The organism is Blastococcus sp. SYSU DS0617 (assembly GCF_054051075.1).
This window is the reverse complement of record NZ_JBJHAO010000003.1, coordinates 126,929-139,906: the sequence shown is the minus strand read 5'-3', so window position 1 is coordinate 139,906 and position 12,978 is coordinate 126,929. Positions and strand designations below refer to the sequence as shown.

Here is a 12,978-nt window from a genome sequence, read left to right as displayed (position 1 = left end):
ATTCCTGCGAGCTGAAGGGCCGAGGTGTACGTCCGGCACCTGCAGGTCGGCTCCTTCCGGAGCTGGGAGCGCGTGGACCTGCCGCTGTCCCCGGGCCCGACCGTGCTGGTCGGCCGCAACGGGGAGGGCAAGACCAACCTGGTCGAGGCCGTCGGCTACCTGGCGACGATGAGCAGCCACCGGGTCTCCAGCGACGCACCCCTGGTGCGCCACGGTGCCGCGCAGGCGGTCGTGCGCGCGGCGCTGCGCCGCGGCGACCGCGAGCTGCTCGTCGAGATCGAGATCAACCCGGGGCGGGCCAACCGGGTACGGGTGAACCGGGCACCGCTGCAGCGGCCGCGGGACCTGCTGGGCATGGTCCGCACGGTGCTCTTCGCGCCCGAGGACCTCGCGCTGGTGCGCGGCGACCCGACCGAGCGCCGGCGGTTCCTCGACGAGCTGCTGGTCACCCGCACGCCCCGGCTGGCCGGGGTGCGGGCCGACTACGACCGGGTGCTCAAGCAGCGCAACGCGTTGCTGAAGACCGCACGGCTGGCTCGCGGCAAGGCCATCGAGACCCTCGACGTGTGGGACGGCCACCTCACCGACCTGGGCGGTCAGCTCCTGTCCGCCCGGCTCGGTCTCATCGCCGACCTCGCGCCGCAGGTCGCGGAGTCCTACGCCCGCGTGGCCGGCGACGGGGCCCTCGTCGCCGGTCTCGGCTACTCCTCGACCGTGCCGCTGGCCGGCGACGGCGCGGCGCTGCGCCCGGACGCGGTGCTGCCGACGGCGGAGGAGCTGACCGTCGCGATGCGCGAGCGCGTGGCCGAGCGCCGGGGTGACGAGCTGGACCGGGGGATGACGCTGGTCGGGCCGCACCGCGACGACCTGGTCATCCACCTGGGCCCCGCCCCGGCGAAGGGCTTCGCCAGCCACGGCGAGTCCTGGTCCCTGGCGCTGGGCCTGAAGCTCGCGACCTTCGCGCTCCTCCGGGCCGACGGCGAGGACCCGATCCTGGTCCTGGACGACGTCTTCGCCACGCTGGACGCCGAGCGACGCGCGGCGCTCGCGGAGGTGGCACGCTCGGCGGAGCAGACGCTGATCACCGCCGCGGTGCTCGACGACGTGCCGCCCGAGCTCCGCGGCGGCCGGGTCGAGGTCGGCGCCGGCGAAGTGCGGGTGCTCGACCCCGGGGAGGTCGCATGAGCGAAGACCGGCCGGCACGCCCGAGCGACATCGCCCGGGCCGCCCTCGAGGGGGGGGGGGGGGGGGGCGCGCGCGGGGCCCCCCCCCCCCCCCCGCCGCGCCCCCCGGCGCCCCCCCCCCCCCCCCCCCCGCCCCCCCCCCCCCCCCCCCCCCCTCCGCTGCCCGCCCGCGCCCGACCCGCCGCCGGATCGCCGGGCCCCGGCGGAGCTGGAGCGGCCCCGGTCCCGGCGCTGACGACCCCCAGCCGCTGGGCCGGCTGGTCGACTCGCTCGTCGACGCGCAGGACTGGTCCGAGCGCACCCGGACCGGTGCGGTGTTCGGCAGGTGGGAGATGCTCGTCGGGCCGGAGATCGCCGCGCACTGCGCTCCGCAGACCCTCACCGAGGGGGAGCTGCTGATCGTCGCGGAGTCGACGGCCTGGGCCACCCAGCTGCGGCTGCTGGCGCCGACCATCCTGGGCAAGCTGCGGGCCGGGGTGGGCGGGGACGTCGTGACCCGGTTGCGCGTTGTCGGACCGACGGCCCCCAGCTGGAAGAAGGGCCCGCGCTCCGTGCGCGGCCGGGGTCCGCGCGACACGTACGGATAGGCACCGCACCACGACGGAAGGGCAGCGATGAGCACGCCTCGGGACCGCGACGGCTTCGACGACGACACCGGCCGGGCCTGGCAGGAGCCCGCTCACCTCGGCGGCGACGAGCCGGCCGGGGAGCCGCCGGCGCAGGAGGGGCCGCCGGAGGACCCGCCGAACTTCGTGGACCGCCGCAAGCAGCCACGCGACAGCGACCACTCCGTCGACCCGGAGGCCTGGCGGCCCGCCGGCTGGGACCTCCCGCCGGCCGAGCCCGAGCGGCCGGCCGCGACGCCGGGACCGTCCGGCGTCGACCCCTCGTGGGCGCCCCCGGGTGCTCCCGCGGGCGAGGCCCCGGTGCCCGAGCGGCGGGGCCTGTTCGGCGGCCGCCGTCAGCGGGACCCCGAGATGCAGCGGGCGTTCACGTACCAGGGCGACGTCGTCGGCGCGCAGGGCTGGGCACTCCAGCGCGGCTGGACCATCTCCGACGGCACCGCGCCGGAGGACGCCGTCCTCGCGGAGCTGATCGCCTCGGCGCCACCCCGGCTGACCAAGGACCACCGGCCCGGCAGCGTGCTGCGCGGGCGCGCGGGATCGCTCGAGCTCGTCGCCTTCGACGCCGTCTACATGTCCGGGCGGCACGTGGTGCCGGAGTACGCGATCACCGCGGCGCCGCTGCTGGGCGCCCCCCCGGCGCTGCGGCTGTCCCCGGCCCGGCTGTGGAAGCACGGCGTGGGCGGCATGGTGCAGATCCCCTCCGAGGATCCGGACTTCGAGCGCCGCTGGACGCTGCTGGCCGCCGAGGACGGCCCGCAGGTGCGCCGGATCGCCGGCGACCCCGAGGTGCGCCGCCTGCTGCTGGGTACCGACGACGGCGACGAGTTCTGGACGACGGGCGGGTTCCTGGCCGCGATCCGCCCGGACGGGCACCGTCCCGAGCTGCTGGAGCACCACACGCGGCTGCTGACCGCGCTCGTCGGCGCGCTCGCCGTCGGCTACTGACGCGGCTCGTCCGCTGAGCGCCCACGACCGGTCCGACGCCGGGCCCGCGTCCCCCGGCGCGGGTCCGCGGGAGCTGCTGCCCCTGCTGCGGCCGCACCGGCGTGCGCTGGCCGCCGCGGCGGCGCTGTCCTTGGTGGCCGCGGCCGCGGCGCTGGCGCAGCCCGCCCTGGTCGCCAGGGTCATCGACGTCGTCGGCTCGGGGGAGGCGCTGCTGCCCACCGTCTCGCTGCTGGTGGTCGTGCTCCTGGCCGCATCGGCGCTGGGCGCGTTCCAGCAGTACCTGCTGCAGCGCACCGCGGAGGGCGTCGTCCTGACCACCCGGCAGCTGCTCGCCGACCGGCTGCTGCGGCTCCCGGTGGCCGAGTACGACCGGCGGCGCACCGGCGACCTCATGTCGCGGGTGGGCGCCGACACCACGCTGCTGCGCGCGACGGTCACCTCCGGCGTCGTGGACGTGGTCGGCTCGGCGGTGCTCGCCGTCGGCGCGGTGGTCGCGATGGCGCTGGTCGACGTCTGGCTGCTGCTGCTCACCCTGCTCTCGGTCGGCATCGGGGTGACCGTGGCGGTGCTGGCCTCCCGCGGCGTGCGCCGGCTGTCGCGGCAGGCTCAGGAGGAGGTCGGCGCGATGACGGCCGCCGTGGAGCGCGCGCTGTCGGCGGTGCGCACCATCCGGGCCAGCGGTGCCACCTCCCGCGAGGTCGCCACCGTGGGAGGCAGTGCGCGGCGGGCGTACGAGGCCGGCGTGCGGTTGGCCCGGCTGGAGTCGCTGGTCTCCCCCGCCGGGTCGATCGCGGTGCAGGGCGCGTTCCTCGCGGTGCTCGGCGTCGGCGGCTACCGCGTGGCCGACGGCTCGATCACCGTGGCCGCCCTGGTGGCTTTCATCCTCTACCTGTTCCTGCTGGTCATGCCGCTGGGCCAGGCGATCTCGGCCTGGACGCAGCTGCAGACCGGGCTGGGTGCCCTGGCCCGGATCCAGGAGGTGCTGGCTCTGGAACCGGAGCAGGACGAGCGCCCGGAGCGGGCCGGCACCGTCACCCCGCGGGCAGGTGCGCCGCTGCTGGAGCTGGACGACGTCTCCTTCGCCTATCCGGACGGGACGCCGGTGCTGCGCGGGGTCTCCTTCGAGGTCGAGGCCGGGAGCCGCGTCGCGCTGGTCGGGCCCTCGGGTGCGGGGAAGTCGACGATCCTGGCGCTGATCGAGGGCTTCTACCCGGTCGCCGCCGGCGCCGTCCGCTGGGCCGGCACCGACGTCCGGGACGTGCCCCGTGCGGCACTGCGTGCCCGGCTCGGCTACGTGGAGCAGGAGGCGCCGGTCCTGGCCGGGTCGGTGCGCGACAACCTGCTGCTCACGCGGCCCGACGCGACCGACCCCGAGCTGTGGGCGGTGCTCGCCGACGTGGGCCTGACCGAGGTGGTGCGCCGGTCCCCGCGCGGCCTGGACGTGCTGGTCGGCGACGAGGGCGTGCTGCTCTCCGGTGGGGAGCGCCAGCGCCTGGCCATCGCGCGCTCCCTGCTTGGCCGACCGGAGCTGCTGCTCCTGGACGAGCCCACCGCCAGCCTCGACGCCCGCAACGAGGGGCTGCTCCGGGACACGCTCGCGGCCGCAGCGGCCGACCGCGCGCTCCTGGTGGTCGCCCACCGGCTGTCCACGGTCCTCGACAGCGACCAGATCGTGGTGCTCGACCAGGGTCGGGTGGTCGCCCGCGGCACCCACGCGGAGCTGGTGGAGACCAGCCCGCTCTACCGGGAGCTGGCCACCGCCCAGCTCCTCGTCTGACCCGCGCTGGGATCAGGGAGGAGGGCGACGGCGCCCACTCCAGCTGCTCGGCCCCCGGGTGATGGCCGCAGATCATCCCGCCCGGGACGATCCCGTGGAACGTGGCTTGCTGTCGCAGCGACGTCGTCCCCCGGTCGTGTTCCACGTGGAACGCCAGCCGGGCGAGGCCGGGCAGGAACTGCGCCCTTGGACCGCCGGACCGGCGCCGGCAGGCCGCCTCCGGGGCCCGGAGGCCCGGCGCCGACCGCCCCTTCGAGCGCCGGATCCGACGCTGCGGGTGTGAGCCCCCCGAGGACGGCGTGTCGATACCCGGGGCAGGACAGGTGGTGGCGGAGGTGCCGGAAGGGGCTCAGACACGACGTGAGGGCGTGGACGGCGCCATTCCTGTCAGTGGACCCGGTATCCTCGACAGCAGAAACCGCCAGCAACCGGCTCAGCGTCGTTCTGCGCCCCGAGGGGCCAGTGCCGTTCTGCGCGTCGTCCCCCGTCAGCACCGGGGATCCGCGTGCCGGTTGCGCGAAAGGAAGGCCCCCCGTGGTCGCAGCACCGCAGACCGAGAACGCCTACTCCGGCAGTTCCATCACCGTCCTCGAAGGCCTCGAGGCGGTCCGGAAGCGCCCCGGTATGTACATCGGCTCCACCGGGGAGCGCGGCCTGCACCACATGGTGTGGGAGGTCGTGGACAACTCCGTCGACGAGTCGCTGGCCGGCTACTGCGACACCGTGCGGGTGACGCTGCTGGCCGACGGCGGCGTCCGGGTCGAGGACAACGGCCGCGGCATCCCGGTCGACATGCACCCGGTGGAGAAGCGGCCCACCGTCGAGGTGATCATGACCGTCCTGCACGCGGGCGGAAAGTTCGACGGCAAGAGCTACGGCGTCTCCGGCGGTCTGCACGGCGTCGGCGTCACGGTCGTGAACGCCCTGTCCACCCGCCTCGAGGTCAACGTGTGGCGCGACGGGACCGAGTGGAAGCAGAGCTACGCCTACGCCAAGCCGGGCCCGCTGGAGGAGGTCGGCCCCACGAAGAAGCAGGGCACCGCGATCACCTTCTGGGCCGACGGTGACATCTTCGAGACGACGACCTACTCGTTCGACACCATCAACCGCCGTCTGCAGGAGATGGCCTTCCTCAACAAGGGCCTGACGATCGTCCTGCGCGACGAGCGGCCCGGGCACAGCAAGGTCGAGACCGGCATGGCCGAGGAGGTCTCGGTCGCCGAGGCCGCGCCGGAGGCGGGCGCCGAGGACCAGGCGTTCGAGGCCACCGAGGTCACCTACAAGTACGACGCCGGCCTCATCGACTACGTCGCCCACATCAACGCCAAGAAGTCGCCGATCCACAAGTCGGTCGTCAGCTTCTCCGCCGAGGGCACCGGCAAGAACGACATGGCCATGTCGATCGACGTCGCGATGCAGTGGTCCGAGGCCTACTCGGAGTCGGTCTACACGTTCGCGAACATCATCAACACGCACGAGGGCGGCACGCACGAGGAGGGTTTCCGGACGGCGCTCACCTCGATCGTCAACCGGTACGCCGAGGAGAAGAAGCTCTTCAAGGGCAAGGACGAGAAGCTCACGGGTGAGGACATCCGCGAGGGTCTGGCCGCGATCGTCTCGGTGAAGCTGGGCGACCCGCAGTTCGAGGGCCAGACCAAGACCAAGCTCGGCAACACCGAGGTCAAGGGCTTCGTGCAGCGGGTCTGCAACGAGCAGATCGGGCACTGGTTCGAGGCCAACCCGAGCGAGGCCAAGATGATCATCAACAAGGCCTCGTCCGCCGCCCGCGCCCGCCGTGCGGCGCAGGACGCCCGCAAGCTGGCCCGCAAGAGCCTGCTGAGCAACAACTCGCTGCCGGGCAAGCTCGCCGACTGCCGCTCGACCGACCCCCGCGACTCGGAGATCTACATCGTCGAGGGCGACTCGGCCGGTGGATCGGCCAAGTCCGGCCGCGACTCGATGTTCCAGGCGATCCTCCCGATCCGCGGCAAGATCATCAACGTCGAGAAGGCGCGCATCGACCGGGTCCTCAAGAACAACGAGGTCCAGTCCATGATCACCGCGTTCGGCACCGGCATCCACGACGAGTTCGACGTGTCGAAGCTGCGGTATCACAAGATCATCCTGATGGCTGACGCCGACGTCGACGGCCAGCACATCCGCACGCTGCTGCTGACCCTGCTGTTCCGCTTCATGCGGCCGCTGGTCGAGGCCGGGCACGTCTACCTGGCCCAGCCCCCGCTGTACAAGATCAAGTGGGGCGGCAAGCACGCCGACGACTACGTCTACACCGACCGGGAGAAGGACGCCGTGCTCAGCGCGGCCGCCGAGTCCGGCCGGAGGGTCAAGGACGACGCGATCCAGCGGTTCAAGGGTCTCGGCGAGATGAACGCCAAGGAGCTGTGGGAGACCACGATGGACCCCGCGACGCGCATCCTGCTCCAGGTCACCCTCGAGGACGCCGCCACCGCCGACGAGCTGTTCAGCGTGCTCATGGGCGAGGACGTCGAGGCCCGCCGCAGCTTCATCACCCGCAACGCCCGCGACGTCCGCTTCCTCGACGTCTGACCGGACCGCCGGGCGGCCGGCCGGTGAACAGCACCGGGCCGGCGCCCGACGGCCCGGTTGACCAGCGAACTTGTCCACCTCTGTGCACCGACCTGTGGAGACCTGAACCGTGACGGAGACCCCACCCCGCGACCGCGTCGAACCGGTCGACCTCCAGCAGGAGATGCAGCGCAGCTACATCGACTACGCGATGAGCGTCATCGTGGGCCGGGCCCTGCCCGAGGTCCGCGACGGCCTCAAGCCGGTGCACCGCCGCGTGCTGTACGCCATGTACGACCAGGGGTTCCGACCCGACCGCAGCTACGTCAAGTGCGCCCGCGTCGTCGGTGAGGTGATGGGTAACTACCACCCGCACGGCGACACCTCGATCTACGACGCCCTCGTGCGCCTGGCCCAGCCGTGGGCGATGCGCTACCCGCTGATCGACGGGCAGGGGAACTTCGGCTCGCCGGGCAACGACCCGGCCGCGGCCATGCGGTACACCGAGGCCCGGCTCACGCCGCTGGCCATGGAGATGCTCCGGGACATCGACGAGGAGACCGTCGACTTCCAGCCGAACTACGACGGCAAGAACCAGGAGCCGCTGGTCCTGCCGGGGCGCATCCCCAACCTGCTGATCAACGGTTCCGCCGGCATCGCCGTCGGCATGGCCACCAACATGCCGCCGCACAACCTCCGCGAGGTCGCGGCCGCCGTCTTCTGGATGCTCGACAACCCGGATGCGGAGGCCGAGGAGGCGCTCACCGCCTGCATGGAACGGATCAAGGGCCCCGACTTCCCGACCCACGGCCTGATCGTCGGCCGCGAGGGCATCGAGGAGGCCTACCGGACCGGCCGCGGCTCGGTGCGCATGCGCGCCGTCGTCACGGTCGAGGAGGACTCCCGCGGTCGGGTCCAGCTGGTCTGCACCGAGCTGCCCTACCAGGTGAACCCGGACAACCTCGCCGAGTCCATCGGCGAGGCGGTCAAGGAGGGCCGGATCCAGGGCATCACCGACATCGCCGACGAGTCCAGCGACCGGGTCGGCCGCCGCCTGGTCTTTACGCTGCGCCGCGACGCCGTCGCCAAGGTGGTGCTGAACAACCTCTACAAGCACACCCAGCTGCAGACCACCTTCGGCTGCAACATGCTCTCCATCGTCGACGGCGTCCCGCGGACGCTGCGCCTGGACGAGCTCGTGCGCGAGTACGTGAACCACCAGATCGAGGTCATCCAGCGGCGTACCCGCTACCGGCTGCGCAAGGCCGAGGAGCGCGCGCACATCCTGCGCGGCTACGGCAAGGCGCTCGACCACCTCGACGACGTCATCGCGCTGATCCGTCGCAGCCCGTCGGCCGACGAGGCGCGGACCGGCCTGATGGAGCTGCTGGACGTCGACGAGATCCAGGCCATCGCGATCCTCGACCTGCAGCTGCGCCGGCTGGCGGCCCTCGAGCGCCAGCGGATCCTCGACGAGCTGGCCGAGATCGAGGCCCGCATCGCCGACCTGCTCGACATCCTGGACAAGCCGCTGCGCCAGCGGCAGATCATCAGGGACGAGCTGGCCGAGATCGTCGAGAAGTACGGCGACGACCGCCGCACGCAGTTCGTCGCCAACGACGGCGACGTCTCGATGGAGGACCTCATCGCGGAGGAGGAGGTCGTCGTCACCATCACCCGCACCGGGTACGCCAAGCGGACGAAGAGCGACCTCTACCGGTCGCAGCGCCGCGGCGGCAAGGGCGTGATGGGCGCGGCCCTGAAGCAGGACGACATCGTCGACCACTTCTTCGTGGGCTCCACCCACGACTGGATCCTGTTCTTCACGAACAAGGGCCGGGTGTACCGGTCCAAGGCCTACGAGCTGCCCGAGGCCAACCGCACGGCCCGCGGCCAGCACGTGGCGAACATCCTGGCGTTCCAGCCGGACGAGAAGATCGCCCAGGTCATGCAGATCAAGGACTACACGGTGGCGCCGTACCTGGCGCTCGCCACGGCCAAGGGGCAGGTCAAGAAGACCCGGTTGACCGACTTCGACTCCCCCCGCCAGGGCGGCGTCATCGCCGTCAACCTGCGCGACGGCGACGAGCTCGTCGGGGCCGTCCTGATCAACCAGGACCAGGACCTGCTGCTGGTCACCCGCAAGGCGATGTCGATCCGGTTCACCGCCGACGACGCCGCCCTGCGGCCGATGGGCCGGGCCACCGAGGGCGTGCGGGGCATCTCGCTGTCCGAGGACGACCGGCTGCTGTCGATGATGGTCGTCCAGGAAGGCGTCGACGTCCTGGTCGCCACCGAGCGCGGCTTCGCCAAGCGGACCGGTATCGAGAACTACCCGAACCAGGGCCGGGGCGGCAAGGGCGTGCTGACGGCCGACCCGAAGGCGCGCAAGGGTGCCCTCGTCGGCGCCCTGGCGGTGACGCTCGGGGACGAGCTGTACGCCATCACCTCGGGCGGCGGCGTGATCCGGACGCCGGTCAACGGGGTGCGGCACAACAAGGATCGGGCGACAATGGGCGTCAAGCTCATGAACTTGCCGGAGGACGTGTCCATCGTGGCGATCGCTCGTACGACGGACAACGACGAGCCGTCGGCCTAGGGTGACACCAGGTGACGAACTGATCGGGCCCCGGGCACGCGCGAGCGCTGCCCGGGCGCCGGTCCCGAAGGAGCGGTCTGTGCCGCAGGTGAACGGGAGACTGGCATGAGCGACCGGCCACAGGGTTCGGTGCGCACCGGGTCCCGCGGTGGAGACGGCCCGTCCGGTGGCGGCGCGCCCGTCGAGGGTGGGAAGGGGACGCCCTCCGGGCAGGAGGGCGCGACCGGTCAGCCGGCTTCCGGGCAGCCCGCTCCCGGCACCGGCACCCAGTCGATCCCGACCACGGGGACGCAGTCGATCCCGACCACGGGGACGCAGTCCATCCCCACCACGGGGACGCAGGCTGCCGCCCGGGCGCAGAGGCCGCCCGCCGGCCCCGCGACCGGGACGCAGTCCATCCCGGTCACCGGCAACCAGCGCGCCGCCGGTGCGACCCCCGCTGGCGCTCCGCCTGTCGCGGTGCCCCCGGTACCGGCTCCGCCCTCCGGCGGGGATGCCCCGTCGGGTGACCGGGCCCAGGCGGGTGCCGCCAAGGGACGTCCGGGACGTTCCTCCGGCCGCGGTCCGCGACGGGCCCGGCTGCAGCTGCGGCACATCGACACCTGGTCGGCGCTGAAGATCTCGCTGGTCCTGTCGATCGCGCTGTTCTTCATCTGGATGGTCGCCGTCGGCGTGCTCTACCTGGTGCTCAACGGACTCGGCGTCTTCGAGACCCTCAACGAGCTGTTCGGCCAGTTGGGCACCGAGAGCGACGCGGGCGAGGGCAGCGAGGTGCTCACCCCGGGCGTCGTGTTCGGCGGCGCGGCGATCATCGGGGCCATCAACATCGTGCTGCTCACGGCGCTGTGCACGGTGGGCACCTTCATCTACAACATGTGCTCCGACCTCGTCGGCGGCCTGGAGGTCACCCTCTCCGAGCGGGACTGAGCGAGGACCCCCCTCCGGGGGTCCTCGTCGTCCCAGGTACGCTGTTCGAGGTTCACGGGCCTGTAGCTCAGGCGGTTAGAGCGCATCCCTGATAAGGATGAGGCCGGAGGTTCAAGTCCTCCCAGGCCCACCCGTGTGCCGGTGCCTCCGGTACCGCACGCCGCGCACCACGGCGCACCGACCGCCCAGGAGGTCTTCCGCGTGCTGAAGAAGCTGGCGCTGGTCGCAGCGGCCGTCGGAGCCGTGGTTGCCGTGCGCAAGCGCTCGAGCGGCAAGGTCGAGGCCGACCTCTGGCGCGAGGCCACCAGCGGCCCCCAGGCCGTCAGCACTCCCACCGCACGCTGATCCACCCGGGGCCCCGGCCCCGCCGGGGACGTAGCTCAATTGGCAGAGCACCGCCTTTGCAAGGCGGGGGTTAGGGGTTCGATTCCCCTCGTCTCCACTCCTCGGCACCGGACCCGCCGTCCGACGGCACTCCACCGCAGGGACCGGTCACGGGGTCCGAACGGGACGGCGCGTCGGAGCCCGCCTGCGATCCGGGTCAGTACCGTCTCGTCCCGCTGTCCCGAGACCCCGGAGGTCCCGACGTGAGCACCGAGCAGCCGCCACCCGCCGCGCCGGCACGGCCCGCCGCGCCGCCACCGCCACCGCCACCGCCCGGCTGGCGCCCGGCGCCCCCTCCGTTCGTGCGCCAGCCCAGCCCCTTCCGGCGCGGTTTCGGCCTCGGCCTGGGGGCGAGCCTCGGCGCCGGGCTGGGCCTCGGTGTGGTGGGCGTGGGGCTGGTCGTCGTCATGGTGCTGGCCCTGGTCGGGCTGGTCTCCGGGGGGAGCGGGGACACGACGAGCGGTCCTGCGACCGACCTGGCCTGGGGCGAGTCCTCCGCGGAGTCGAGGCTGCTCGCGGTCCCGGTCACCGGGGTGATCCTCGGCGGGGAGAGCGACGGCGCCGTCTTCGGTGGGGCCACCTACGGCTACGAGGTCGCCGACACCATCGACGACCTGGACGAGGACGACGCCGACGGGCTGATCCTGGAGGTGAACACCCCGGGCGGCACGATCTACGGCTCGCGCGCCATCGCCGACGCCGTGCAGCGCTACCAGGAGCGCACCGGGCACCAGGTGCTGGCCCACGTGCAGGGGATGTCCGCCTCCGGCGGGGTCTACGCCATGGCCGGGGCCGACCAGATCGTGGCCGACCACGGCAGCCTCGTCGGCAGCATCGGCGTGATCATGGGGCCCTTCCAGCGCTTCCGGGACGTCACCGGCATCCCGGGTTCGCTGCTGGAGCCGGGTGTGACCACCGAGGGCGGCATCACCGAGGAGTACCTGTCCCGGGGCCGCGGCAAGGACCTCGGCAACCCCTACCGTGACCTGACCGAGGAGGAGCGGGCGGTGCTCGGCGCCGGCCTGGACCGCGAGTACGCCGAGTTCGTCGGCTGGGTGTCCGAGGCCCGCGGCATCCCGGCGCAGACCATCGTCGACGACCTGGGCGCGTTCGTGTTCGACAGCGCCACCGCCGTCGAGCGCGGCCTCGTCGACCGGGTCATGGGCCGGGACGAGGCCTACCGGTACGCCGCCGAGATGAACGGCATCGACCCCGAGGACACCCGCGTCGACCGGATCAGCGGGCCCGGTCTGCTCGAGTCCCTCCTCTCCGCCCGGTCCCCCGGAGGCGGCACCGCGTCGGAGGCCCTGGAGCCCGGCCTGAGCACGGTGTGCACCGGCGCACCCCTCGTGCTCGCCTTCCACGGGGAGCTCTCGGCCGCCTGCTCCGGGAGCTGAGCACACCGGCCGCCTCACCGGGCGCGGAGCAGTGGGAGAGTGGAGGGGTGACTGAATCGACTCCCGCCCGCCGCGCGGTCCTGCACACCAACCACGGCGACATCACGGTGGACCTGTTCCCCGACCACGCCCCCAAGACGGTCGCGAACTTCGCCGACCTCGCCGAGGGTGCCCGCGAGTGGACGCACCCCGAGACGCGCCAGAAGACGACCGACCGGCTCTACGACGGCACGATCTTCCACCGCGTCATCTCCGGCTTCATGATCCAGGGCGGCGACCCGCTCGGTCAGGGCTTCGGTGGCCCGGGCTACCAGTTCGGCGACGAGTTCCACCCCGAGCTGGCCTTCGACCGGCCCTATCTGCTGGCCATGGCCAACGCCGGCCCCGGCACCAACGGCTCGCAGTTCTTCATCACCGTGGGCCCGACCCCGCACCTGAACCGCAAGCACACCATCTTCGGCGAGGTGGCCGACCAGGCCGGCCGCGACGTCGTGGACAAGATCGCCGCCGTGCCGACCGCACGCGGCGACAAGCCGCTCGAGGACGTGGTGATCGAGTCCGTCGAGGTGCAGCGCAGCTGACCACCACCCCG

The 12,978-nt window shown here is 72.8% G+C and carries 10 protein-coding genes and 2 tRNA genes; all 12 read left to right on the top strand.

All coding sequences use genetic code 11. The features are described from left to right. Positions 1 to 24: 24 nt before the first annotated feature. The 12 genes from recF (at position 25) to ACI793_RS05205 (ending at position 12,967) form a co-directional block, all read left to right on the top strand. Positions 25 to 1,185 (top strand): DNA replication/repair protein RecF, encoded by a 1,161-nt coding sequence (gene recF, locus ACI793_RS05260; RefSeq protein WP_456605315.1) that lies wholly within the window; start codon positions 25 to 27, stop codon positions 1,183 to 1,185. Positions 1,186 to 1,372: 187 nt separating this feature from the next. Then, the gene (locus tag ACI793_RS05255; RefSeq protein ID WP_456605514.1) at positions 1,373 to 1,771 is read left to right on the top strand and encodes a DUF721 domain-containing protein; all 399 of its coding nucleotides are present in this window, start codon (positions 1,373 to 1,375) and stop codon (positions 1,769 to 1,771) included. A 27-nt stretch (positions 1,772 to 1,798) separates the two neighbouring features. Further along, on the top strand, positions 1,799 to 2,755 hold the full coding sequence (locus ACI793_RS05250; RefSeq protein WP_456605314.1) for a hypothetical protein: 957 nt from the start codon (positions 1,799 to 1,801) through the stop codon (positions 2,753 to 2,755). Between the two features lie 13 nt (positions 2,756 to 2,768). Further along, on the top strand, positions 2,769 to 4,532 hold the full coding sequence (locus ACI793_RS05245) for an ABC transporter ATP-binding protein (protein WP_456605513.1): 1,764 nt from the start codon (positions 2,769 to 2,771) through the stop codon (positions 4,530 to 4,532). A 534-nt stretch (positions 4,533 to 5,066) separates the two neighbouring features. Then, the gene (gene gyrB / locus ACI793_RS05240; protein WP_456605313.1) at positions 5,067 to 7,100 is read left to right on the top strand and encodes a DNA topoisomerase (ATP-hydrolyzing) subunit B; all 2,034 of its coding nucleotides are present in this window, start codon (positions 5,067 to 5,069) and stop codon (positions 7,098 to 7,100) included. Between the two features lie 109 nt (positions 7,101 to 7,209). Then, the gene (gyrA, locus tag ACI793_RS05235; protein ID WP_456605312.1) at positions 7,210 to 9,678 is read left to right on the top strand and encodes a DNA gyrase subunit A; all 2,469 of its coding nucleotides are present in this window, start codon (positions 7,210 to 7,212) and stop codon (positions 9,676 to 9,678) included. Positions 9,679 to 9,783: 105 nt separating this feature from the next. Then, positions 9,784 to 10,605, top strand: a complete 822-nt coding sequence (locus ACI793_RS05230; RefSeq protein WP_456605311.1) for a DUF3566 domain-containing protein — start codon at positions 9,784 to 9,786, stop codon at positions 10,603 to 10,605. Between the two features lie 56 nt (positions 10,606 to 10,661). After that, positions 10,662 to 10,735: transfer RNA gene (locus tag ACI793_RS05225), tRNA-Ile, on the top strand. A 5-nt stretch (positions 10,736 to 10,740) separates the two neighbouring features. Then, on the top strand, positions 10,741 to 10,950 hold the full coding sequence (locus ACI793_RS05220; RefSeq protein ID WP_456605310.1) for a DLW-39 family protein: 210 nt from the start codon (positions 10,741 to 10,743) through the stop codon (positions 10,948 to 10,950). 24 nt (positions 10,951 to 10,974) lie between these two features. Continuing rightward, positions 10,975 to 11,047: transfer RNA gene (locus tag ACI793_RS05215), tRNA-Ala, on the top strand. Between the two features lie 145 nt (positions 11,048 to 11,192). After that, a complete protein-coding gene (locus ACI793_RS05210) occupies positions 11,193 to 12,386 on the top strand; it encodes a S49 family peptidase (RefSeq protein ID WP_456605309.1) in 1,194 nt (397 codons plus the stop codon). A 47-nt stretch (positions 12,387 to 12,433) separates the two neighbouring features. Beyond that, the gene (locus tag ACI793_RS05205) at positions 12,434 to 12,967 is read left to right on the top strand and encodes a peptidylprolyl isomerase (protein WP_456605308.1); all 534 of its coding nucleotides are present in this window, start codon (positions 12,434 to 12,436) and stop codon (positions 12,965 to 12,967) included. Positions 12,968 to 12,978 lie beyond the last annotated feature (11 nt).

Coding starts and splice junctions, on each gene's coding strand:
- ACI793_RS05250 (WP_456605314.1), top strand. CDS start 1,799: ATGAGCACGCCTCGGGACCGCGACGGCTTCGACGACGACACCGGCCGG.
- ACI793_RS05230 (WP_456605311.1), top strand. CDS start 9,784: ATGAGCGACCGGCCACAGGGTTCGGTGCGCACCGGGTCCCGCGGTGGA.